The sequence below is a fragment of the Gemmatimonadota bacterium genome (genome assembly GCA_016713785.1).
Lineage (GTDB): Bacteria > Gemmatimonadota > Gemmatimonadetes > Gemmatimonadales > GWC2-71-9 > JADJOM01.
In genome coordinates, this window is record JADJOM010000003.1 from 158897 (window position 1) to 179359 (window position 20463).

A 20463-nucleotide genomic window follows, 5' to 3' on the forward strand; every position below is an offset into this window, starting at 1 on the left:
GCAAACACACCGACCCTCCGGGGATCTTCCCGGAGGGTCGTGTGCGTCCATCGTACCACCCCACCGCCTACTTCGTCAGCGCCTCTTTCATGGTCCGGTTCTGCCACAGGACCGTGATGCCGAGCAGGATGAGGCTGCCCAGCAGGATGCTCGTGGCCAGCACGTTGATCTGCGGCGGGAAGGCCGCGCGGCGGGCGCCGTACACGTAGAGCGGGTAGGTGACCTGGTTGCCGGCGTTGAACAGCGTGATGATGAAGTCGTCCAGGGAGAGGGCGAACGAGAGCATGCCGGCGGCGGCGATGCCGGGCGCGATCAGCGGCAGGGTCACCTTCATCACGGTGCGGAACGGGCTGGCGCCGAGGTCCATGGCGGCCTCCTCGAGGGTCCAGTCGAAGCCACGGATCCGCGCCTTGACCGTGAGCGCCACGTAGCTCACCGAGAACATGATGTGGGCGATGACCACCGTCCAGAAGCCGGTCTGCACGTTGCTGGTCAGGAACAGCGACAGCAGCGAGGAGCCAAGCACCACCTCGGGGGTGGTCAGCGGCAGCACCAGCAGGAGGTTGATCGGCCCGGCGCCCTTCCAGGTGTACCGGCACAGCGCCAGCGCGATGAGCGAGCCGAACAGCAGCGACACGCTGGTCGAGGCCGCCGCCACCTTGAGGGAGAGCTGCATCGCGTCGACCAGCGCGGGATACAGGAACGGGTCGCGCCAGGCGTCGAGGGAGAACGACTTCCAGACGAAGTTGAACTTCCCGTCCGGCTTGTTGAAGCTGTACGAGACGATCACGAAGATCGGCAGGAACAGGTACAGCAGCACCAGGGCGGCGTAGAGGTCGAGCAGCCGCCCGGTCCAGCGCGAGCCCACCGGTCCGCGGCGCGCCATCAGGCCAGGTCCTCGGTGCCAAGGGCCCGGGCATACGCCAGCACCATGATCGTGATGATCACCATCAGCACGAAGCTGAGCGCCGCCGCCAGCGGGTAGTCACGCACCTGCAGGAACTGCCCCTGGATCACGGAGCCCAGCATCTTCTGGTTGGGGCTGCCCAGCAGCTCGGCGTTGATGAAGTCGCCGGTGGCGGGGATGAACGTCAGCATGCTCCCCGCCAGCACCCCGGGCATGGAGAGGGGCAGCACCACCTTGCGGAAGGCCTGGCCGGCGTTGCAGTAGAGGTCGTTGGCGGCCTCGGTCAGCCGCCGGTCGATCTTCTCCAGGCTGACGTAGATCGGCAGGATGGTGAAGGGCAGGAAGTTGTAGCTGAGCCCGCCGATCACCGCCCAGACGGTGTTGAGCAGCCGTCCCTCCTCGGGGAGGAGGTGCAGCGTGGCCAGGGTCTGCACCACGATCCCGCCGTCGTTGAGGATCGTCTTCCAGGCAAAGGTGCGCACCAGGAAGGTGGTGAAGAACGGCAGGATGACGAGCCCGAGCAGGAAGTTCTTGTACCGGCCCGAGCGGAAGGCGATCACGTAGGCCAGCGGGTAGCCCAGCAGCACGCAGACCACCGTGGCCGCGAAGGCGTACCCGAACGACCGTCCCAGGTGCACCCCGTAGTCGGTGAAGGCGCGCTGGTAACCGTCGTACCACGCCGCCCCCTCCGGACCGACCGACGTCCGGGCGAGGGTCAGCGTGGGGATGACGTAGAACGCGATGAGCCAGAGGATCCCTGGCGCCACGAGCAGGTAGGGGGCGATCGGGTTGCGCCGATTGCCCCCGGCGGCGGTGCCGGCCATGAGGAGTGCCTATGCCCCGATCGCGTCCTGGAAGAGCCGGTTGAACTCCTGGTCCTCGGCATCGTCCAGCCACTTGAAGACCTTGAGCCGGGCGGTCACGTCGGCGGGGACGTTGACCAGCGGGCTGCTGGCGAGGGCGGGCGCGATCTTGGCCAGTTCCTCGGCCGTGCCCTTGACCGGCGAGAGGTACGGCGCGGCGGCGATGATCTGGGCCGAGTGGGCCGGGGTGTAGCAGTAGTCCATGAACGCCGCCGCCAGCTCCGGCCGGTCGGAGGTCTTGGGAATCAGCATGTTGTCGGAGTAGAGCATCGCGCCTTCCGTGGGCGCGATCCACCGCAGGTCCGGGTTGTCCGCGGCCAGGCCCTGGATGTCGCCCGACCACGCCACCGCCACCGCGATGTTCCCGGCCGCCAGGTCCTCGGCGTAGTCGTTGCCCGTGAACCCGCGGATGTGGCCGTTCTCCCGGTACTGCTTGATCTTGGCGCAGGCCAGCCGGGCGTCCTCGACGGTGCAGGCCGCGGGGTCCTTGCCCTCGCCCATCATCACGAGGCCGAGGGTGTCCCGCATCTCGGTCAGCATCGTGATCTTGCCCTTGAACTTCGGGTCGAACAGGTCGGCCACGCTGGACAGCTCCCGGCCGGTGACCTTCGGGTTGTACCCGATGCCCGCCATGCCCGACATCCACGGCACGCTGTGCAGGCGCCCCGGGTCGAAGCCGACGTTGGTGAGCCCGTCCACCAGGTTGGCCTTGTTGGGGAACTTGTCGGCCGGGATCGGCTGGGTGTAGCCCAGCTTGATCAGCCGGCCAGCCATCCAGTCGGTGAGCACGATGATGTCGCGGTCGATGCTCTGCCCGCGCTTGAGCGGCTCGTCGATCTTGGCGAAGAACTCGTTGTTGTCGTTGACGTCCTCGGTGTAGACCGTCGTGATCCCGGTCGCCGCCTCGAAGTCCGCCACCGTCTTCTGGTCGATGTAGAGCGGCCAGTTGGAGATCCGCACCGTCTTGGCCGCCGCCGCGGCCTGGCCGGCGTCCTTGCCCTGGCACGCGTTCAGGAACGCGCTGCCCAGGGTAAGGCCGCCCGCCGCCAGGGCCGTCCGGCCCAGGAACTGGCGCCGGGAGAGGGCGCGGTGGACCATCGCCGTGAGTTCCTGCTCGCTGTACGTGTCGCGCTTCGTCATGGTGAATCCCCGGGCGTGGAGAGGTCGGTGCTACCGGCTGCCGGCAAGGTCGAGCGTGGTGCGGTTGTCGGGATCGAGCGGGATGTTGGCACGGGAGCGGGGGAGGAGCCGCGCCGCCGCGGCCTCCCAGGCCAGCCGGTAGCTGCGGCCGGTCTCGAGGACGGGGCGGGGGCCCTCCGAGCCCACGTGGGCGATGACCTCGACCCCGTCGGCGGTCGTGAGCACACAGCGCACCACCGGGCCCTGGAAGACGGCGGCCGTCAGGGTGGCGCTGACCCCGTGGCCATTGTCACTGAGGTGCAGCCGCTCCGGCCGGACCATCAGCGTGCAGTCGCTCCCCGGCTTGGCCGCCCAGGCGGGGGCGGCCGCCTCGGCGCGCTGGTCGCCGGCGAGCGTCACCACCGCCTGGTCGTTCATCAGGCCCACCACCTTGGCGGGGAGCAGGTTGGCCACGCCGATGAACCCGGCCACGAATACCGTGGTGGGCCAGTGGTAGATCTCCTCCGGGGTCCCGATCTGCTCCACCCGGCCCTCGTTCATGACCGCGATGCGGTCCGACATGGTGAGGGCCTCCTCCTGGTCGTGGGTCACGTAGATGAACGTGATGCCCACCTCGCGCTGGATCCGCTTGAGCTCGATCTGCATGGCCTGCCGCAGCTTGAGGTCCAGGGCGCCGAGCGGCTCGTCCAGCAGCAGGGCGCTGGGGTAGTTCACCAGCGCCCGGGCCAGCGCCACCCGCTGCTGTTGCCCGCCCGAGAGCTGCGCCGGCTTCCGCTCGGCGAACTGCGCCAGCCGCGTCACCGTGAGCAGCTCCGTCACCCGCTTCTGGACCTCAGGCTCCGGGAGCTTCTTGCAGCGGGGGCCGAACGCGACGTTGTCGCGGACGGTCATGTGCGGGAAGAGCGCGTAGTGCTGGAAGACGGTGTTCACGTTGCGCCGGTAGGGCGGGACCCGCGAGACGTCCTGCCCCTCGAGCAGGATCTGCCCCGAGTCGGGCTGCTCGAAGCCGGCGATCATCCGGAGCGTCGTGGTCTTGCCGCAGCCCGAGGGACCGAGCATCGAGAAGAACTCGCCCTTGCCGATGTCGAAGTGCGCCTCATGGACGGCGATGTAGTCGCCGAAGCGCTTCTGGACATGCTCGAGCTTGATGACTGATTCCATGCGGCCGGACCTCGGGGGTGCTGACCGGGAGCCATACGGTTGGAAGGGCCCAATCTGCGCTCCAAACGGGGAGTTGACAACCCGTGCGCCGGACCTCACCTTGGGGCAGGCCTCGGCAACCGCCGTCGTACTCCCGCAGCAGGCGATAGCACCCAGCGACCCCCACCCCACAAATGCAGGTGCACCATGACCGCGACTGTTCCGTCGACCGGGCAGGCGGGCCTCGACCGTCTGCTCGCCCGCGCGCAGCAGGTCGGCGAGGAGGAGACCCGTCGCCTCCTCGAGCACACCCCCGCCTCCGCCGCGCTGTACCAGCGGGCCTACCGGACCCTGCCGTTCGGGGTCGTCAGCTCGTTCCAGAAGGGCGCGCCCTACCCCGTGTACGTCACCCGGGGGAAGGGCAGCCACATCTGGGACCAGGATGGCACCGAGTATCTCGACTTCCACGGCGGCTTCGGCGCCATGGTGGCCGGCCACGCCCATCCGCGGATCGTCGAGGCCATCCACGAGGCCGCCAGCCGGGGCACCCACTTCGCGGTGACCACCGAGGAGGGCGTGGCCTTCGGCGAGGAAATCTGCCGCCGCTTCAACCTGGAGATGCTCCGGTTCGCCAACTCGGGTACCGAGGCCACCATGGACGCCATCCGGGTGGCGCGCGCCGCCACGGGGCGGGACTCGGTCTGCAAGATCGAGGGCTCCTACCACGGCCACCACGACGCCGTGATGTTCTCGATCGTGCCCAACGCCGACGTCATGGGCGGGCGCGAACGGCCGGCCAAGGCGCCGGTGTCCCGCGGCCTGGTCAAGGACGCGCACCGCTACGTGGAAGTCGTCCCCTTCAACGACCCCGACCACCTGGAGCGGCTCTTCGCCGAGAAGGCGGGCGAGATCGCCTGCCTCATCATGGAGCCCGCCATGATGAACATCGGCATCGTGGTGCCCCAGCCCGGGTACCTGCAGCGGGTGCGGGAGCTGTGCACCCGGTACGGCGTGATCTTCATCTATGACGAGATCAAGACCGGCTTCACCATCGCCGCCGGCGGCGCCACCGAGCGGTTCGGGGTGCAGCCGGACCTGGTCTGCCTGGCCAAGGCCATCTCGGGTGGCCTCCCCGCCGCGGCCTTCGGCGGCCGGGCGGACCTCATGCGGCTGATCGAGCAGGGCGTCTCCCAGATGGGGACGTACAACGGCAATCCGCTGGTCTCGCACGTCGGGCTCGTCACCCTGCGTGAGATCCTCACCCCCGCGGCGTACCAGCACTTCGCCCGGCTCGGCGCCCGCCTCAGCGCGGGCTGCGACGCCGCGATCCGGACCTACGAGATCCCCGGGCACACCGTGGACCTTGGCGCCAAGGGGTGCGTCTCCTATCGCCCCACCCCCATGCGCTCCTACCGCGACTTCCTCGAGACCCGGCCCGAGCTCTTCGCCGCCTCGTATCCCTGGCTGCTGAACCGCGGGATCTTCATGACCCCCGGCGATGAGGAGCAGTGGACCCTGTCGGTGCAGCACACCGAGGCCGACGTGGATCGGTACGTCGAGGTCTTCGGCGCGTTCTGCGCGGAGCTGCGGAAGTAGGGCGGTCGGGGGGAGGGGGCGGCGCGCCCGGCCGGGCGCGCCGACCTTCCGTTCAGTGCCCTGCCGGCACCGGCCGCGCCGCGTTGGGGAACCAGTACCCCTTCCGCTCCATCACGTAGTCCAGGTGCACGTGCTTCGGCTCCCGGAAGGCGTCGAGGCCCTCCTCGCCCAGCTCCCGCCCGACGCCGCTCCACCGCATCCCGCCGAACGGCCCCGCGTCGTTGTCGGTCAGCGGGTCGTTGATCCAGAAGGTCCCCGCCTTGATCTCGTGCATCGCCCGCATGGCCAGCTGCAGGTCATTGGTGTAGATGTTGGCGCCCAGCCCGTAGCGCGAGTCGTTGGCCATGGCGATGGCCTCATCGGGCGTCGCGGCCACCGTGAGCGAGAGCACCGGCCCGAAGATCTCCTCCCGGGTGGGGAGGCTGCCATGGGGCACGTTGGTCAGGAGGGTGGGCTCGAGGAAGTGCCCCTTGAGCCCGCCGGGCGCCACCCGCCGGCCGCCCCGGGCGAGGGTGGCCCCCTCCGCCACCGCCGCCGCGATCTGCCGCTCCACCGTGGCCAGCGCCGCTTCCGAGATGAGCGGCCCCACGTCGGTGGCGGGATCCAGCGGGTCGCCCAGGCGCACGGTGTCGAGGTACGCGTGCAGCCGGCGGGTGAACTCCTGGGCAATGGGCGCGAGCAGGTACACCCGCTTGGCCGAGGTGCAGACCTGGCCGGCGTTGAGCAGGCGGGCCCACGCCACGCCCGGAACCGCCACGTCGAGGTCGGCGTCGGCGAAGACGATGAATGGGTCCACGCTGCCCAGCTCCAGGTTCACCTTCTTGAGCTCCTGCCCGCAGGTCGCCGCGATCGCGCGCCCCGCCGCCACCGAGCCGGTGAACGCCACCAGGTCCACCCGCGGGTGCCGCACCAGCGCCTCGCCGGTGGCCGGCCCGCCGGTCAGCACGTTCACCACCCCCGCCGGCAGCCCCTCCAGGCAGCGCGCCAGCGCCAGGGTGGAGAGCGGGTTCTGGTGCGGCGGCTTGCACACCACCGTGTTCCCCGCCACCAGCGCCGGCGCCAGCTTCCAGGCCAGCAGCAGCAGGGGGAAGTTGAACGGCACGATCGCCGCCACCACCCCGAACGGCTCCTTGATGGTGAAGTTCACCTGGTGCGGCGCCACCGGCGGGATCGAGTTCCCGAAGCTCCGCCGCCCCACCTCCGCGTAGTACTCGAAGGCCGCGGCCACCCAGTCGACCTCGTCGACCGCCTCGATCAGTGGCTTCCCCGTCTCCCGGCTCATCAGCGAGGCCAGCTCCCGCTCCCGTGCCCGGATCACCCCGGCCGCCTCCCGGAGCAGCCGCGCCTTCTCTACCCCGGGAATGCGCCACCACGCCGGCTGCGCCCGCGCCGCCGCCTCCACCGCCAGCGCGGTGTCCTCGACGGTGCAGTCCACCGTCAGGCCCACCTGCTCCAGGGTGGCGGGGTTGAGGATCGGGCGCAGCACCTTGGAGCGCGGGGTGAACCACTGGCCATCGACAAGGATCGGGGCGGGGGAGCTCATGGGGAGTCCGGTAGGTGAGCCGGAGAAGATATCGGGCAGGGGAGATCGGGAAAGGGGGCGAGGGAAAGGGGAAGCGGGAAGAGGGAACTCTGCCGAGGGTCGTACCGAGTACCCGGGCGCCCCGGTCGCCCTTCCACCAATCCGATCGCGGGCGCGCGGCGTAGACCTGCCGGCTGGATCACACCCACGATCATCCGGAGGCAGGCATGCGGAAGCTCTTCCTGGCAGGGACGGTCGCGCTCGCGCTGGCGGCGGCGCTCCCGGGGCACCTCACGGCCCAGCACACCATGAAGGAGAAGTCGCTGTACGACCGGCTGGGCGGCAAGCCCGCCATCACCGCGGTGGTGGACGAGTTCGTGGGCCGGGTCGCGGCCGACCAGCGGATCAACGGTTTCTTCGCCGCGGCCGCGGCCGATCCGGCCCGCCTCGCCGCCTTCAAGGGGAAGCTGGTGGACCAGATCTGCGCCGCCGCCGGCGGCCCCTGCACCTACACCGGCAAGGACATGAAGACCGCCCACGCAGGCATGGGCATCACCGGCGAGCACTTCAACGCGCTGGTGGAGGACCTGGTCGGCGCCCTGGAGAAGTTCAAGGTCGGGCACCATGAGCAGGAGGAGCTGCTGGGCGCCCTGGGGCCGATGCGAGGTGACATCGTCGGTCGGTAGTGCCTGTCAGGGGATCCACGCGGGATCGAGGCACGGGGAGACTCCGCCACCCGTGCCCCGGTCCCGCGCGGCTACCGGGTATCTCCGGTCGCCGCCTCGATCGGAAGTTCTGTCCGCCCAGCCCAGTCGGCCCAGCCAGGCGCGTACACGCCCACCTGCGGATAGCCGAGCAGGACCTTGAGGGCGAACCACGTATGGGTCGCCTCGGCCACCGATTCGCCGTAAACCACCACGAACTTCTCCGGGGTGATACCCTGGGCGAGGTAGGACCGCCGCAGCGCCTCCACCGGCTTCCACGTCAGGGCCACCGCTGACGGCTCGAGGTCGTCCCGCCAGAAGTGATGGATGGCGCCAGGGATGTGTCCCCGGCGGAGGCCCGCCCCGGCGGTGCCCTGGTACGCGTCAGCCGGGCGGACATCCACGATCGCGACCTCAGGATCCCCGATCCCGTGCCGGGCCTCCTCGGCGCCGATGTCGTCCGGGAAGAAGGCCTGGGCCTCATAGGAGCCGGGGGCGGGTTCCGGGGAGCTCGGGGCGCGCGTCCCCCCATCCGCGACCCACCGGGCGTAGCCGCCGTCGAGGACGTACACCTCCGGGTGCCGGAACCCCGCGAGGAGCCATGCCGGCACCGTCGCGTCATCCTGGGTTCCCCGTCCGTGGCCATAGATCACGACGGGGCGATCCCGGCGGATCCCGAGCCGGCCCCACAGCGCGGCGTACGCCTCCTGCCCCAGCGGGGCGGCCAGCACTCCGCCCGGAGCGACGCCGAGCGCCCCGGCATCAAGGTACCGCGCCCCGGGGATGTGGTCCGTGAGATAGGCGGCCCGATCGCTCCGGGCATCGATCACCGTCATCCCGCCGGTCTTCAGCTGCTCGGCCAGCGCCGCGGGGGTGATCAGGCCGCCACGGGTCGCGGGGATCGCCACGTCCAGCGGGTACTCGCTTCGCCGGCTCCAGTCCTGGAATGACCCATCGTAGAGGCGGACATCATATCCCAGGAGCCGCGCGGCGAAGTACACCGCCGTGGCCTGCTGGCCGATATGGCAGTAGACCACGATCCGGTCGCCCGGGGCAACGCCGGCGTCCCGGAACAGCCGCGCCAATGCGCTGTCCGGGAGGAACTGGCGCGCGCTGTCCACCACCGTTTCGTAGACCAGGTTGCGTGCGCCGGGGAGGTGCCCGGGGCGGCTGCCGGACCCGGGGTCGAAGCCGAGGAAGAACTGGCGGTTGCGGGCATCGATGATCCGGAGGTTCGGGCGACCCAGTTCGGCCCGGAGCGCCTCGGCCGTGACCAGGTGCGAGGGAGACGGCACGGAGCGGAGCCGGCCGGGCGCCGCGACCGGGGGTTCCTCGCTCGTCACCATCCCACCGGCGGCCTTCCAGGCCGGCAGGCCACCGTTCAGGATCGAGGTGCGCCCGCCCAGCCCCAGGTAGTCAAAGGTGAACCAGGCGCGGGTGGTCGGGCTGACCCAGTCCCGCCCGAAATACAGGACGATCCGGCTGTCGTTCGAAATGCCCAGGGTCGCGAGCGAACTGTCGAGCCAGGCGGCGGGGGGCAGTTCGAGGAAGAGGCTGTCCGGCGAGCGCCAGGAGAAGCGATGGCCTTCGAGGTGACGGGCACCCGGGAGGTGTTCCGCCGCGTAGCCGGCACGGTCGCCGATGTGGAGCAGGACCAGGTTCCGGTCCTGCAGGTGTTGCCGGAGCCAGCTGGCCGAGACCAGCAGCGGGTCCTTCGGCCCTTCCGCGAGCGGGGCCGCGCCGAAGGCAAGCGTCAGGGTGAGTCCCAGGGCGAGGCCTGCTGAGGGCATGTCCGCGATCCGGTGGGGGGCAGAAGAAAAGGTAGGTGGCACCCGCCGGGCTGTCAGGTGGGATCGCCTGCCTCATCGGGGAGACTGCGCATCGGGATTTCGCCGCCGCGCGGCCAGTTGGGCGCATCAACTCCCGCCATGCCCTGACCGATATTCGGTACATGACCGTCGCCGTCGCGCAGCCCCGGGCCCCGGGGCCCGACCTGCCGTACCTCGCCTCCGCCGTCGTGGCGAACGCCTTGGTGGGGATCAGCATCACCGATGTCGACGGCACCATCCTGTACGTCAACCAGGCCTTCACCGACGTCACCGGATACACCCTGGCGGAGGCGCTCGGCAAGAACCCGCGCATCCTCCAGTCGGGCCGCCATTCGCGCGCCTACTACGAGGAAATGTGGCGCTGCCTGACCGAGGACGGCGCGTGGCAGGGCGAGATCTGGAACCGGCGCAAGAGCGGGGAGGTCTACCCGGAGTGGCTCAGCATCGTCGCCCTGCGGGACGGCGGCGGCCAGACAACCCACTACTTCGCCATGTTCGGCGACATCACCGACCGCAAGCGCGCGGAGGAGGCGCTGGCGCACCGCGCCACCCACGACCCGCTGACCGACCTGCCCAACCGTGCGCTCTTCCTGGAGCACCTGCGCCACGCCCTGCACGTCCACCACCGCTCCAGGAGCCGTCTCGCCCTGCTGTTCCTCGACCTCAACGGCTTCAAGGCCATCAACGACGAGCGCGGCCACGCCGCAGGCGATGTTGTGCTGCGCACCGTGGCTGAACGGATCCGCGGCTGGCTCCGGACCTCCGACCTCGTGGCCCGCCTGGGGGGAGACGAGTTCATCGTCATGCTGCAGGGCCTCCGGGTACCGCGGCAGGCCGACCACTGCTCCGAGAAGCTCCGTGAGGAGATCGCCCGGCCGATCCCGCTGCCCGGTGGGGAATGCCGGATCGAGGCCTCGGTGGGGATTGCGCTCTTCCCCGACGAGGGAGGCTCCGCCGAGGCACCCGTCGGCCTCGCCGACCAGCGGATGTACCAGGGGAAGCGGTCGGGGCGCCCCTCGGGGGAACACCGCGCGACCTGCCGCTGACGCGCGCCGGACTGGTGGACATCGCTCACCGCCTGCCGGACGCCGTGGGCCGTCGCCAGGAAGAGGGGCGCGCTCGTGTGGGTGACGGTGGTTCTGCGCAGAATCCTGTTTGTCCAGTCCTCCCTGCCATCGAGGGATTCCCAGCCGGCAGCCTGTCCGCATGACTCCGTTGCGTCGTGTCCTTGGACCATCGGTGGACTGCCACTCCCTGGTCCGGCGGCCGGCAAATGCGAACCAAGCGCCACACAATCGGCACGGGCGGCGCGCACATGCATGAGCGGACGTATCAATGCATACGACCCCTGCCGTAACCGTCGTGGAGTGTGGCCCAGGCGGAGGGCGGGATGCTCGGGTGGTTCGCGGCGGCCCGGGGCCGGATTGTGCGGGTCCAGCGGTCGTTCGGAGGGGCTCTCGTGCCGCATGGAGGCGCGCTGGCGGGGCGGGCGCGCCTGCCATGCCGATGGTCAGGTCGCCGGCCCCCGATCGGGGCTGGGTGAGGGCGCGGGTGCGCGGCACGGACAGTGCGCCGCGCCGGCGTGCCCCGTTCGGGCGAGTTCTGGCGTCGTTCGGGCGAGCGCTGGCGTCGTTCGGGCGCGGTGCGGGGCGGTTCAGGCGAGGAAAATATGCATTTGATGTGGTCTCGCCCCGTTGGCGCGAGGGCCGGAATCGCGGGGGCGCTGGCCGATCCGTGCGCGGAGGATGACGGCGGAAGATTGGTCCCATCGCCTGCTCGCCTGATCACCCGTCATTCCGGAGGAGCGCCGCGACCGCGAGCTCACGGCTGAAGCCGCGGCTCGGCCTCGGGCGCTGAAGCGCCGGCAGGCTACCCCCGGCTGTCATTCCTGCGGCGCGCCACGCGCGAGGGGCTCCCCCCCGCCTGTCATTCCGAGGGGGCGGAGGGGCGTGTCCGGCGCCGCGAAGGGAGGGAAGGGCGTCGCGACTGATGGGGAGGCGGGCCCGGGCGCCGGGGCGTGGGCCGGGCATGGCGGGAAGCGCGTGGCGAGGGCCGGGCGATGCATGCCGGGCCGCGGGGAGTGCATGGCGAGTCGCCGGGCGGGTTGGTCATCCGCGTGGTGGTGCGCGGCCCCCGGCGGGGTGCCCCCGCCGGCCCCCGCCCGCTTGACGTCGGACATAACAAGTGACATATTGGTCACATATGAATGCGCGTCACCCCGTGGCGGCCCATCGAGCCGCGAGTGCCGACGACCTGGCCGGGGTGTGGCGGGCGCTGGCGGACCCGACCCGCCGCGAGATCCTGGACCGGCTCCGGGGGGGGCCGCAGACGACCGGCGACCTGGTGGAACACTGTGCGCTGAGCCGGTTCGGGGTCATGAAGCACCTCGGGGTGCTGGTCGAGGCGGGGCTCGTGCTGGTCCGCCGCGAGGGTCGCCAGCGCTGGAACCACCTCAACCCGATGCCCATCCACCAGATCGCCCGGCGCTGGATCCGGCCGTTTGAAGCGGCCGCGGCGGAGCAGTTGCTGCGGCTGAAGTTCCACGCAGAACGACCCACGGAGGACATCATGGCGAAGGCGACGGAGTTCAGGGCACTGGATATCCAGCTCGAGGTGGAGATCGCCGCGAGCCGGGACAAGGTCTGGCGCTCGCTGACCACAGAGATCGGTGAGTGGTGGCCGAAGCAGTTCTACGTCGGGACCAGCCCGAAGCGCTTCCGGCTGGAGGGCCGCGTGGGCGGGCAGGTGGTGGAAGACTGGGGCAACGGCGAAGGCTCGCTCTTCGGCACCATCACGGTCTTCGAGGAACAGGCCACGTTGCAGTGGGCCGGGGACATGTCCGCGGACTTCGGGGGCCCGGCGCGCTCGGTCACCACCTTCCGGCTCACCGCCGGTCCCCGCGCCGGCACCACGCTCATCTCCTTCCGCGATACGCCCTTCGGGTTGCTGGGCGAGGCGGCGCTGGCGGGGCTGCAGCAGGGCTGGACCTGGCTGCTGCATGACATCCTGAAGCCATACATCGAGCAGGGTCGCCGTCCCGAGCGGCCCGCCACGCTGGAGGGTTGACCCATGCGAACCCACTGGGCGGCGCGGACGGGCGCCATCTGTTACGCGCTCTGGGGCGTGCTGCACGTGCTCGGCGCCGGGATGCAACTCTCCCGGCTCGGGCGCGAGGGCGGGGCCGGCCTCGCGGCGATGCTGGCCAGCGCCGGGCCGCCGGGCGTCACGATGCCCGCGGTGGCCGCGCCGGCGGCCGCGTTCATGGGGATGGGGGCGTTCAACCTGCTGTGGATCGGGCTGCTCGTGACGGCGATCGCGCTCACGCTCAACTGGCACAACTCGCGGCTCGGGTTCTGGCTCAACCTCGCGCTCGTCGGCCTGACGGACCTCGGGCTGGTCTACTACCTGCTGCTGTCGCGGATCATGGCCTGGTCCGACGGCGGCGTGGGGCTGGTGCTTTTCGTGGCGGCGCTGGGCTTCTCGAGCCTCGGGCGGGTGGTGCACGGGGCAGCCACGGGTCGCCGGTTGCAGGAGGTCTAGCGGGCGGCGGTCGTGGCCGCCGCGCCGCCCCGCCCCCGCCTCCAGGCGTTCGGGCGGCGGCCGATGGCCCCCCGTGCCCGGCCCGCGCGTGCAACCCGATCCGGCCCTGCGCCCGCAGGGTCCGCCTTCGCCCTGCACGTCCCGCCTGTGATCGCCCCACATCCCGCTCGGTCGGGGCCCCCCGGCGGCAGGGGGCCCGGCCCGTCCGGGGCCTCCGCCTTGACGGCCAATGTATAGCCATATAGTTATATGATACTCGAAGCTGACCCGCCGTGCCGACCCCGCGGCGGCGGGGGCGCGGCGGGAGACACCCAGGGGGAGGCGAGTCCATGACAGATGCCAGCGACGGTCCCGACGGCCCGGCGCGCCGCCCGCCGTGGTGGCGGCGCCAGTCCCCGGCGGTCCGGATGGGCCTCCGGGTGGCCGTGCCGCTGCTCGTGCTCGTGGCCGTGGCGTGGCGGTTCTTCCTCGCTCCCGTCCCGGTCACCATCCACACCGCCGCGATCGGCACCATCTCCGCCGAGGTCCTCGGCACCGGGACGCTGGAGGCGCGCCACGCGGCGGTCATCGGGCCCAAGCTGGGTGGGCTGATCACCCGCGTCGCGGTCGACGAGGGCGCGCGGGTGCGGGCCGGGGAACTGCTGTTCCAGCTCGAGGACAGCGACATCCGGCAACAGGTCGCGATGGCGGAATCCGATGTGGCCGCGGCGACGGCCACCCTGGAGCGATTGCAGGCCGGGCAGCGGCGGGCCGCCGCCGTCCTGGCGCAGGCCCGGACCCACCATGCACGGACGGCCGAGCTGCTCGCCCGGAACTCGGCCGCGCCGGTGGACCTGGACATGGCGGTGGAGGCACTGGCGATCGCGGAGGCCGAGCTGACCAGTGCCGGCGCGGCCATCGCAGAGGGACAGCGGCGACTGGCCTCCGCGGAGCACTCGCTGGAGTACCAGCGGGCGCGGCTGCGCGACACCTCGGTCGAGGCGCCGTTCGACGGGCTGGTGGTGCGACGCGACCGCGAGCCGGGCGACGTGGTGTCGGCCGGGGCGACGGTGCTGCGGCTGGTCTCGCTGCGCGAGATGTGGATCAGCGCGTGGGTGGATGAAACGGAGCTGGCCCGCCTGGCCGATGGCCAGCCCGCGCGGGTCGTGTTCCGTTCCGAGCCGGGCCGGGAGTATGTCGGGCGGGTGGCCCGGGTGGGACGGGAGGCCGATCGCGAGACCCGGGAGCTCGTGGTGGATGTCCGGCTCGAGGCGCTGCCGGCCCGGTGGGCGGTCGGGCAGCGGGCAGAGGTGTACATCCTGGCCGAGCGGCGGGAGGGCGTGGTGGCCCTGCCAGTCGGCCTGCTGCGGGTGAAGGACGGCGCGCCCGGGGTCCTGCTCGCGGTGGAGGGCAGCGCCCGGTGGCGCGCGGTCTCGGTGGGGTTGCGGGGGGCGGATCTGGTGGAGGTGACGGCGGGGCTGGCCGCCGGAGACCTGGTGGTGAGCCCCGCGGCGGCCGGCCCGGCGCCGCTCCGTGAAGGCCGCCGGGTCACGCCGCGATGAACCTCGCCATCCGCGACATCCGGCACAGCCTGGGCCGCTTCACGCTCACGACCATCGGCGTGGGGATGCTGCTCATGGTCGTGATGGGGATGGGTGGCATCTACCGCGGGCTGGTGGATGATGCGCTGGTGGTCACCCGCGGCGTCGGGGCCGACCTCTGGATCGTGCAGCGCGACACCCGCGGCCCCTTCGCCGAGGTGTCCCGGTTGCCGCGCAGCGTGGTGGACCGGGTGGCGGCGGTGCCCGGGGTGACCGGCGCCCGCGAGTTCGTGTTCCACACCATCCAGCGCGAGCACCGGGGACAGCCGCTCCGGATGGGCGTACTGGGGCTGGGCTGGCCCACTGACAAGGGCGAGGGGCTGCCCCTGGTGGCGGGGGGCCCGCTGACCCGGAACCACTTCCAGATGATCGCCGACGCGAGCCTTGGCCTGGCCCTCGGGGAGCGGGTGCGGCTGGGCAAGGAGAGCTACACCGTGGTCGGGATCACCCGCGGGATGGTCTCCTCCGGGGGCGACGGCCTTGCCAGCGTCACCAGCCGGGACGCCCAGGCCATCCAGTTCGACGAGCCGGGCGAGGCCGCCCGCCTGGAACGCGAGGCCCGCGGCGCCCGCGCGCTGGCGGGCGACTTCGGGCGGACTCAGCCGGCGGTGCTGGAACGCGCCGCCGGGCCGGCCGCCACGATCGCCGCCTTGCCGGGGCCGGCGATCAGCGCCGTCATCGCGCGGCTGGCCCCCGGGGCCGACACGGCCGCCGTGCTCCGCACCCTGCGAGGCTGGAGCGACGTGGCCGTCTATGCCGCCGCGGAACAGGAGGACCTGCTGCTCAAGGGTAGCGTGGACCGTGCGCGGCGGCAGATCCTGCTCTTCCGGGTGCTCCTGACGATCATCTCCGCCGTGATCATGGCCCTGATCATCTACACCCTCACCCTGGAGAAGCTCCACCCCATCGCCCTCCTCAAGCTCATCGGCGCGCCCAACCACACCATCATCGGCCTGATCCTGCAGCAGTCGCTCATCATGGGCGCCCTGGCCTATGGCATCGGGTACGTCATCGGGCAGCGGCTCTTTCCCCTCTTCCCGCGGCGGGTGCTGGTGACCGGCGACGACCTGCTCCGGCTGGCGGGCATCGTCCTGCTCATCTCCGTGGCGGGGAGCCTCCTTGGCATCTGGAAGGCAATGCGGGTGGCCCCGAACGAGGCGATCGGCTGATGCCGGCGCTCGCACACCGGGCCGGGGTGGGGGAGACGCCCGCCCTGGAGACCGAGGGGCTCACCAAGATCTACGGCAGCGGCCACACCGAAGTGGTAGCCCTGCGCGACGCGACGATGCGGGTGCGCCGCGGCGAGCTGGTGGCGCTGCTGGGCCCGAGCGGGGCCGGCAAGTCGACCTTCCTCCTGTGTGTGGGCCTCATCCACCCGCCCACGCGGGGCCGGGTCGCGATCGGGGGCCAGCCGGTGGTGGACGGCGCCCGGGTGCTGGCCGACCTGCGACGGTTCCGGCGCGAGAATGTCGGTTTCGTCTTCCAGAAATCCAACCTCATCCCGTTCCTGAACGCGGTGGAGAACGTGCAGGTGGTGGGCGAGCTGATCGGGCACCCGGCGGCGGCGGCTCGTCACCGGGCGATGGAGCTGCTGGAGCTGCTGGGGTGGGCGCGCGGGCCGCCAACCGGCCGACCCAGCTCTCCGGCGGGGAGCAGCAGCGGGTGACCGTGGCGCGGGCGCTGGCCAACCAGCCGAGCCTCATCCTCGCGGACGAACCGACGGCCGCCCTCGACAGCGTGCGGGGCCGGCAGGTGATGGAGCTGTTTCGCGACGTGGCGCATCGACATGGCACCGGCGTGATCGTGGTGACCCACGATCAGCGGGCGCTAGATGTTTTCGACACGATCTACGAGATGGAGGACGGGGTGCTGAACCGGGCCCATGCCGGGATCGGGTGACTGTCGGGCCGTCGGACCGTCGGAGATGGCCCGGACGCACGCCCGGGCCGCCCACCGCCCGTCATGCCGAGGGCGCGCCGCGCGCGAGGAGTTCCCCCCACTGGCTGTCATTCCGAGGGAGCGCGGCGACCGGGGGAATCCTTTCGGGGCCGCCTCGGACCTTGAGGGATCCCTTGGGCCTGCGGCCCTCGGGATGACGGCACGGTGGGGCACGGCTCCCGGCCCGTCGTTCCCCAGTTCCCCGTCCCGGGGCCCGGAAGCGCGGGCGCGTTCCGATCCGCCCACCGGGCATCCGGCTTCCCCAACGCGACACCGCCCGCCTGACCGGAGTCAGGCGGGCGGTGCCTACACGCTCACTGCGGCGCGATTCAGCTGGCCGCGACGCGGCTGACCTTCTCGGCGGCCGGACCCTTGGGGCCCTGGACCACGTCGAACTCCACCCGCTCGCCCTCGGCGAGGGACCGGTAGCCATCACCGATGATCGCCGAATGGTGCACGAAGCAGTCCTTCGCGCCACCCTCGGGGGTGATGAAGCCGAAGCCCTTCGCGTCATTGAACCACTTCACAGTGCCGGTCGTACGCATTGCCATACTCCTTGATGTTCGAGACGGGAGAACCGGCAGGGTGCCGGCGCCGTCCCAACTATTCCGTGACAAACCCTCACGGGCGGGGGTGCTCCCACAACGTGGGGAACTCCCCCACCGCTGCATGCGATCCTGGAAGCAAAAGAGGCCCAGCAATGTGCTGGGCCTCAACTGTCTGCTCGGAATTTCTCCGCGCACTGGCGCATCGATCGCGCCTGATGATACCACCCCCGACCCGAAAGGCAATGCGCGGGGCCCCGGCGATCCGGGAACCCGGTTATCTTCCTCCATCGGACTGGTGCGCTACCAGCCGGCAGCCATCCCTCCACAAGGCTGGTGCCCATGACGGACTCCCCTCGTTCCACCTCCCGGTCGCGCGGCACGCCGCCCGTGGACCCCATGACCGCCCGGGTGCTCGAGCGCCTGGACATGGCCGGCAAGATGTTCGACCGCCGCCACCGGGCCACCCGTCCCAAGACCCGGCGCAAGCCGGCCCGGGGTACGCTGAGTCTCGTCCCGACGCCCGCTGAGGGACAGGCCGACAGCGAACGGGAACGCGCCTGCCTGCGCAGCGTCTTCCGCGAACTGGGCGACGCCCACCGGCGCTATCGGCTGTCCACCGGCCGGACCGGCACCGCCGCCCTCCGCGAGGCGGCCCACGCCTTCAAGCGGGAGCCGAGCGTCGGGTCGCTGGTTCCGGTGGCGGCCCTCCTGGACGAGCTGGGCCTGCTGGCCTGGTAGCCCGTCCCGGCCGCCGGTCCCCGGCCGCTGTGCGAGCGCTGGCGCCCCCCGGGGCCGGCGCTCGCTGGCGTTTCGGGGCCCGGTTCCCCCCCCCGGGCAGGGCTCAACCCGCCACGGCGGCTCGCCGATACTGCGAGCACGGAATTCACCGCACCCGGGGGAACAGTTGCGCAAGAACCTGCCAGTGACCAACGTGGAACGGCTGGTCCGGCCGGACGAGGTCATCCTCTCGACGACCGACGCCAAGGGCCGCATCACCTACGTCAATCACGATTTCCTCGCCATCAGTGGCTTCGGGCAGGAGGAACTGCTCGGGGAGCCCCACAACATCGTCCGGCATCCGGACATGCCGCGCGCGGCATTCGCGATGCTGTGGAGCACGCTCAAGTCGGGGCAGTCCTGGATCGGGCTGGTCAAGAACCGGTGCAAGGACGGGGGCTACTACTGGGTGGACGCCTTTGCCACCCCGATCATGCAGGACGGCCAGCTCAAGGAGTACCAGTCGGTGCGCACCCCGCCGCACCGGGACAGCGTCCGGCGCGCCGAGCGGCTCTACACGCGCATCAACGCGGGATGGCCCACCTGGCTGCTGCTGTGGCGGACCCCCGGGATCGCCAGCCGGATGCTGGCCGGTGGGGCCCTGGCATTCGGGGCCGCCGGCTACCTGCTGCACCTGCAGACGGGGCTGGCGTACGCGGCGCTCGCGCCCGCCGCGGCGGCGGGGCTGGCCGTCCTGGCCGCGGTGGTGGGGGTGGTGGCCTGGCCGCTGCGGCGGCTGGTGCGGCATGCGCGGAGCATTCACCAGGACCTGCTGGCGCAGCATGTGATCACCGGGCGCCGCGACGACCTCGGGGAACTCGAGCTTGCCTTCAGCATGACGGAGCACCGGCTCCAGGCGGTGGTGGCGCGCATCGAGGATTCCGCCGGTCACGTCTCGGGGATGGCGGGGCGCACCGCGGAGGTGGTGAGCCGGAGCAGCCGCTCCGTGGAGGAGCTCGACGCGCAGACCGGCCAGGTGGCTACCGCGATGACCGAGATGGCCGCCACGGTGAAGGAAGTCGCCCAGAGCACCACGGCCGCGGTGTCCGCGGCGGCGGCGGCGGAATCGGCCGCGGGGCAGGGTCGTCGGGTGATGCACCAGGTCCAGGAGGCGATCAACGGCCTGGCCAGCGAGGTGAACCGGGGCGCGGAGATCATGCAGCGGCTGGGGGAGTCCAGCGCCAGCATCGGGACGGTGCTCAAGGTGATCGAGGACATCGCGCAGCAGACGGGGCTGCTGGCCCTCAACGCCACGATCGAGGCGGCGCACGCCGGGGAGCAGGGCCGGGGGTTCGCCGTGGTGGCCGGCAACGTCCGGACCCTCTCCACCCAGACGCGGGACTCGGCCCAGGAGATCGCCCGGATCGTCAGCGACCTGCAGGAGCGGGCCCGGGAGGCGGCCGCCGCGATGCTGGAGAGCCGCATGCGGGCGCAGGCGACGGTCGCGGAGGCGGTTGAGGCGCGCAATGCGCTCGACGCGATCGACACCGCGGTGGAGCAGATCCAGGCGATGAACGCGCAGATCGCGACGGCGGCGGAAGAACAGAGCGCGGTGGCCAACGAGATCAGTCGCGACCTGGTGACGATCAACCAGCGAAGCAGCAGCGTGTCGGAGGGCGCGCAGGAGATCTCGAGCACCAGCGCGAACCTGGCCGACCTGGCAAGCGGGCTCTCCTCGCTGGTGGCCCAGTTCCGCGGCGGTGCGGGCGCCGCGGGCGTGCCACCGCGCGGTCAGGGGGCGCGCCTCCCGCGGGCGGGCCGCGCGCGCGCGGCGGAGGCCGACGGCGTCCCGGCGGGTATGGGAGCTGACGCGTAGGATCGCTGGCCCGGCGGGCTGGCCCTGAGTATCTTCGCCACCGGCGCGGGCCACTCAGGCGGCGCCAGACGGGGCGGTAGCTCAGCTGGGAGAGCACCTGCTTTGCAAGCAGGGGGTCACCGGTTCGATCCCGGTCCGCTCCACTCCTGTGGGAACCAGACGAGGGGCCGCCCGTTCCCGGGTGGCCCCTCGCTCGTTCTCCGCCCGCCCCGACCGGTTATCGTTGTAGCGCGCTCGCAGGTCCGTCCCGATGCTTCCGACCCCCAGGAACGATCCCATGTCCGATGACGAGATGAAGGCCGAGCTGGAACGCCTCCGCGCCGAGAACGCGGCCCTCAAGAACCGCACCCAGCGAGGCGTCAGCCTCAAGGTGAGCGAGAAGGGCGGGGTGTCGGTCTACGGCCTCGGCCGCTTCCCGATCACCTTCTACAAGGAACAGTGGGAAAAGCTGCTCGACATGGCCGACGACATCCGCGCCTTCATCCGCGAGAACGAGGGTCGGCTCAAGGTGAAGGGTTCGGAGTAGGCCGGCCTGGCGGGGGAAAACCAAAACGCCCGATCCC

The 20463-nt window shown here is 71.3% G+C and carries 17 protein-coding genes, 1 tRNA gene and 1 pseudogene; 12 read left to right on the top strand and 7 right to left on the bottom strand.

All coding sequences use genetic code 11. The annotated features are described in order from the left end of the window. Positions 1-67 precede the first annotated feature (67 nt). From IPJ95_08345 to IPJ95_08360, 4 genes are read right to left on the bottom strand one after another with little or no spacing between them, the layout of a single operon-like run. Positions 68-886 carry an ABC transporter permease gene (locus tag IPJ95_08345; GenBank protein MBK7923628.1) on the bottom strand — a complete coding sequence of 273 codons (819 nt, stop codon included), beginning with the start codon at positions 884-886 and terminating at the stop codon, positions 68-70. Continuing rightward, the gene (locus IPJ95_08350; protein ID MBK7923629.1) at positions 886-1731 is read right to left on the bottom strand and encodes an ABC transporter permease; all 846 of its coding nucleotides are present in this window, start codon (positions 1729-1731) and stop codon (positions 886-888) included. The genes IPJ95_08345 and IPJ95_08350 overlap by 1 nt, the downstream gene beginning before the upstream one ends. Before the next feature lie 9 nt (positions 1732-1740). Next, positions 1741-2910 (bottom strand): spermidine/putrescine ABC transporter substrate-binding protein, encoded by a 1170-nt coding sequence (locus IPJ95_08355; GenBank protein MBK7923630.1) that lies wholly within the window; start codon positions 2908-2910, stop codon positions 1741-1743. Positions 2911-2940: 30 nt separating this feature from the next. Then, a complete protein-coding gene (locus tag IPJ95_08360; GenBank protein ID MBK7923631.1) occupies positions 2941-4071 on the bottom strand; it encodes an ABC transporter ATP-binding protein in 1131 nt (376 codons plus the stop codon). Positions 4072-4257: 186 nt separating this feature from the next. Between IPJ95_08360 and IPJ95_08365 the strand changes: the two genes are divergently transcribed. Next, on the top strand, positions 4258-5646 hold the full coding sequence (locus tag IPJ95_08365) for an aspartate aminotransferase family protein (protein MBK7923632.1): 1389 nt from the start codon (positions 4258-4260) through the stop codon (positions 5644-5646). Positions 5647-5698: 52 nt separating this feature from the next. Here the strand turns inward: IPJ95_08365 and IPJ95_08370 are convergent, their stop codons facing one another. Continuing rightward, a complete protein-coding gene (locus IPJ95_08370; protein ID MBK7923633.1) occupies positions 5699-7189 on the bottom strand; it encodes an aldehyde dehydrogenase in 1491 nt (496 codons plus the stop codon). A gap of 206 nt (positions 7190-7395) precedes the next feature. Between IPJ95_08370 and IPJ95_08375 the strand changes: the two genes are divergently transcribed. After that, positions 7396-7854, top strand: coding sequence for a group 1 truncated hemoglobin (locus IPJ95_08375; protein ID MBK7923634.1), 459 nt, complete (start codon positions 7396-7398; stop codon positions 7852-7854). 71 nt (positions 7855-7925) lie between these two features. Here IPJ95_08375 and IPJ95_08380 read toward each other — a convergent pair whose 3' ends face one another. Then, positions 7926-9662 carry a sulfurtransferase gene (locus IPJ95_08380; GenBank protein ID MBK7923635.1) on the bottom strand — a complete coding sequence of 579 codons (1737 nt, stop codon included), beginning with the start codon at positions 9660-9662 and terminating at the stop codon, positions 7926-7928. A gap of 161 nt (positions 9663-9823) precedes the next feature. On the opposite strand from IPJ95_08380, the gene IPJ95_08385 reads away from it, so the two are divergent. From IPJ95_08385 to IPJ95_08410, 6 genes and pseudogenes are all read left to right on the top strand, one after another. Further along, positions 9824-10747, top strand: coding sequence for a diguanylate cyclase (locus tag IPJ95_08385; GenBank protein ID MBK7923636.1), 924 nt, complete (start codon positions 9824-9826; stop codon positions 10745-10747). Between the two features lie 1156 nt (positions 10748-11903). Beyond that, positions 11904-12767, top strand: coding sequence for a metalloregulator ArsR/SmtB family transcription factor (locus tag IPJ95_08390; protein ID MBK7923637.1), 864 nt, complete (start codon positions 11904-11906; stop codon positions 12765-12767). A 3-nt stretch (positions 12768-12770) separates the two neighbouring features. Beyond that, positions 12771-13241, top strand: a complete 471-nt coding sequence (locus IPJ95_08395) for a hypothetical protein (protein MBK7923638.1) — start codon at positions 12771-12773, stop codon at positions 13239-13241. A 329-nt stretch (positions 13242-13570) separates the two neighbouring features. Next, positions 13571-14782: an efflux RND transporter periplasmic adaptor subunit gene (locus IPJ95_08400; GenBank protein ID MBK7923639.1), complete on the top strand. Its 1212-nt coding sequence runs from the start codon at positions 13571-13573 to the stop codon at positions 14780-14782. Further along, a complete protein-coding gene (locus tag IPJ95_08405) occupies positions 14779-15990 on the top strand; it encodes an ABC transporter permease (GenBank protein ID MBK7923640.1) in 1212 nt (403 codons plus the stop codon). Before IPJ95_08400 ends, IPJ95_08405 begins: the two co-directional genes overlap by 4 nt. Then, a pseudogene (locus IPJ95_08410) lies at positions 15990-16720 on the top strand (ABC transporter ATP-binding protein). Before IPJ95_08405 ends, IPJ95_08410 begins: the two are co-directional and overlap by 1 nt. Positions 16721-17088: 368 nt before the next feature. Here the strand turns inward: IPJ95_08410 and IPJ95_08415 are convergent. Continuing rightward, positions 17089-17310, bottom strand: coding sequence for a cold shock domain-containing protein (locus IPJ95_08415; GenBank protein MBK7923641.1), 222 nt, complete (start codon positions 17308-17310; stop codon positions 17089-17091). Positions 17311-17703: 393 nt separating this feature from the next. On the opposite strand from IPJ95_08415, the gene IPJ95_08420 reads away from it, so the two are divergent. The 4 genes from IPJ95_08420 (at position 17704) to IPJ95_08435 (ending at position 20426) form a co-directional block, all read left to right on the top strand. Beyond that, positions 17704-18045: a hypothetical protein gene (locus IPJ95_08420; GenBank protein MBK7923642.1), complete on the top strand. Its 342-nt coding sequence runs from the start codon at positions 17704-17706 to the stop codon at positions 18043-18045. Between the two features lie 166 nt (positions 18046-18211). Then, positions 18212-19900: a methyl-accepting chemotaxis protein gene (locus tag IPJ95_08425; GenBank protein MBK7923643.1), complete on the top strand. Its 1689-nt coding sequence runs from the start codon at positions 18212-18214 to the stop codon at positions 19898-19900. A 70-nt stretch (positions 19901-19970) separates the two neighbouring features. Beyond that, positions 19971-20043 (top strand) — tRNA-Ala (locus IPJ95_08430). Between the two features lie 134 nt (positions 20044-20177). Next, complete coding sequence (locus IPJ95_08435; protein ID MBK7923644.1) at positions 20178-20426, top strand: hypothetical protein; 249 nt, start codon at positions 20178-20180, stop codon at positions 20424-20426. Positions 20427-20463: the final 37 nt, after the last annotated feature.

Coding starts and splice junctions, on each gene's coding strand:
- IPJ95_08345 (MBK7923628.1), bottom strand. CDS start 886: ATGGCGCGCCGCGGACCGGTGGGCTCGCGCTGGACCGGGCGGCTGCTC.
- IPJ95_08350 (MBK7923629.1), bottom strand. CDS start 1,731: ATGGCCGGCACCGCCGCCGGGGGCAATCGGCGCAACCCGATCGCCCCC.
- IPJ95_08355 (MBK7923630.1), bottom strand. CDS start 2,910: ATGACGAAGCGCGACACGTACAGCGAGCAGGAACTCACGGCGATGGTC.
- IPJ95_08360 (MBK7923631.1), bottom strand. CDS start 4,071: ATGGAATCAGTCATCAAGCTCGAGCATGTCCAGAAGCGCTTCGGCGAC.
- IPJ95_08365 (MBK7923632.1), top strand. CDS start 4,258: ATGACCGCGACTGTTCCGTCGACCGGGCAGGCGGGCCTCGACCGTCTG.
- IPJ95_08370 (MBK7923633.1), bottom strand. CDS start 7,189: ATGAGCTCCCCCGCCCCGATCCTTGTCGATGGCCAGTGGTTCACCCCG.
- IPJ95_08375 (MBK7923634.1), top strand. CDS start 7,396: ATGCGGAAGCTCTTCCTGGCAGGGACGGTCGCGCTCGCGCTGGCGGCG.
- IPJ95_08380 (MBK7923635.1), bottom strand. CDS start 9,662: ATGCCCTCAGCAGGCCTCGCCCTGGGACTCACCCTGACGCTTGCCTTC.
- IPJ95_08385 (MBK7923636.1), top strand. CDS start 9,824: ATGACCGTCGCCGTCGCGCAGCCCCGGGCCCCGGGGCCCGACCTGCCG.
- IPJ95_08390 (MBK7923637.1), top strand. CDS start 11,904: ATGAATGCGCGTCACCCCGTGGCGGCCCATCGAGCCGCGAGTGCCGAC.
- IPJ95_08395 (MBK7923638.1), top strand. CDS start 12,771: ATGCGAACCCACTGGGCGGCGCGGACGGGCGCCATCTGTTACGCGCTC.
- IPJ95_08400 (MBK7923639.1), top strand. CDS start 13,571: ATGACAGATGCCAGCGACGGTCCCGACGGCCCGGCGCGCCGCCCGCCG.
- IPJ95_08405 (MBK7923640.1), top strand. CDS start 14,779: ATGAACCTCGCCATCCGCGACATCCGGCACAGCCTGGGCCGCTTCACG.
- IPJ95_08415 (MBK7923641.1), bottom strand. CDS start 17,310: ATGGCAATGCGTACGACCGGCACTGTGAAGTGGTTCAATGACGCGAAG.
- IPJ95_08420 (MBK7923642.1), top strand. CDS start 17,704: ATGACCGCCCGGGTGCTCGAGCGCCTGGACATGGCCGGCAAGATGTTC.
- IPJ95_08435 (MBK7923644.1), top strand. CDS start 20,178: ATGTCCGATGACGAGATGAAGGCCGAGCTGGAACGCCTCCGCGCCGAG.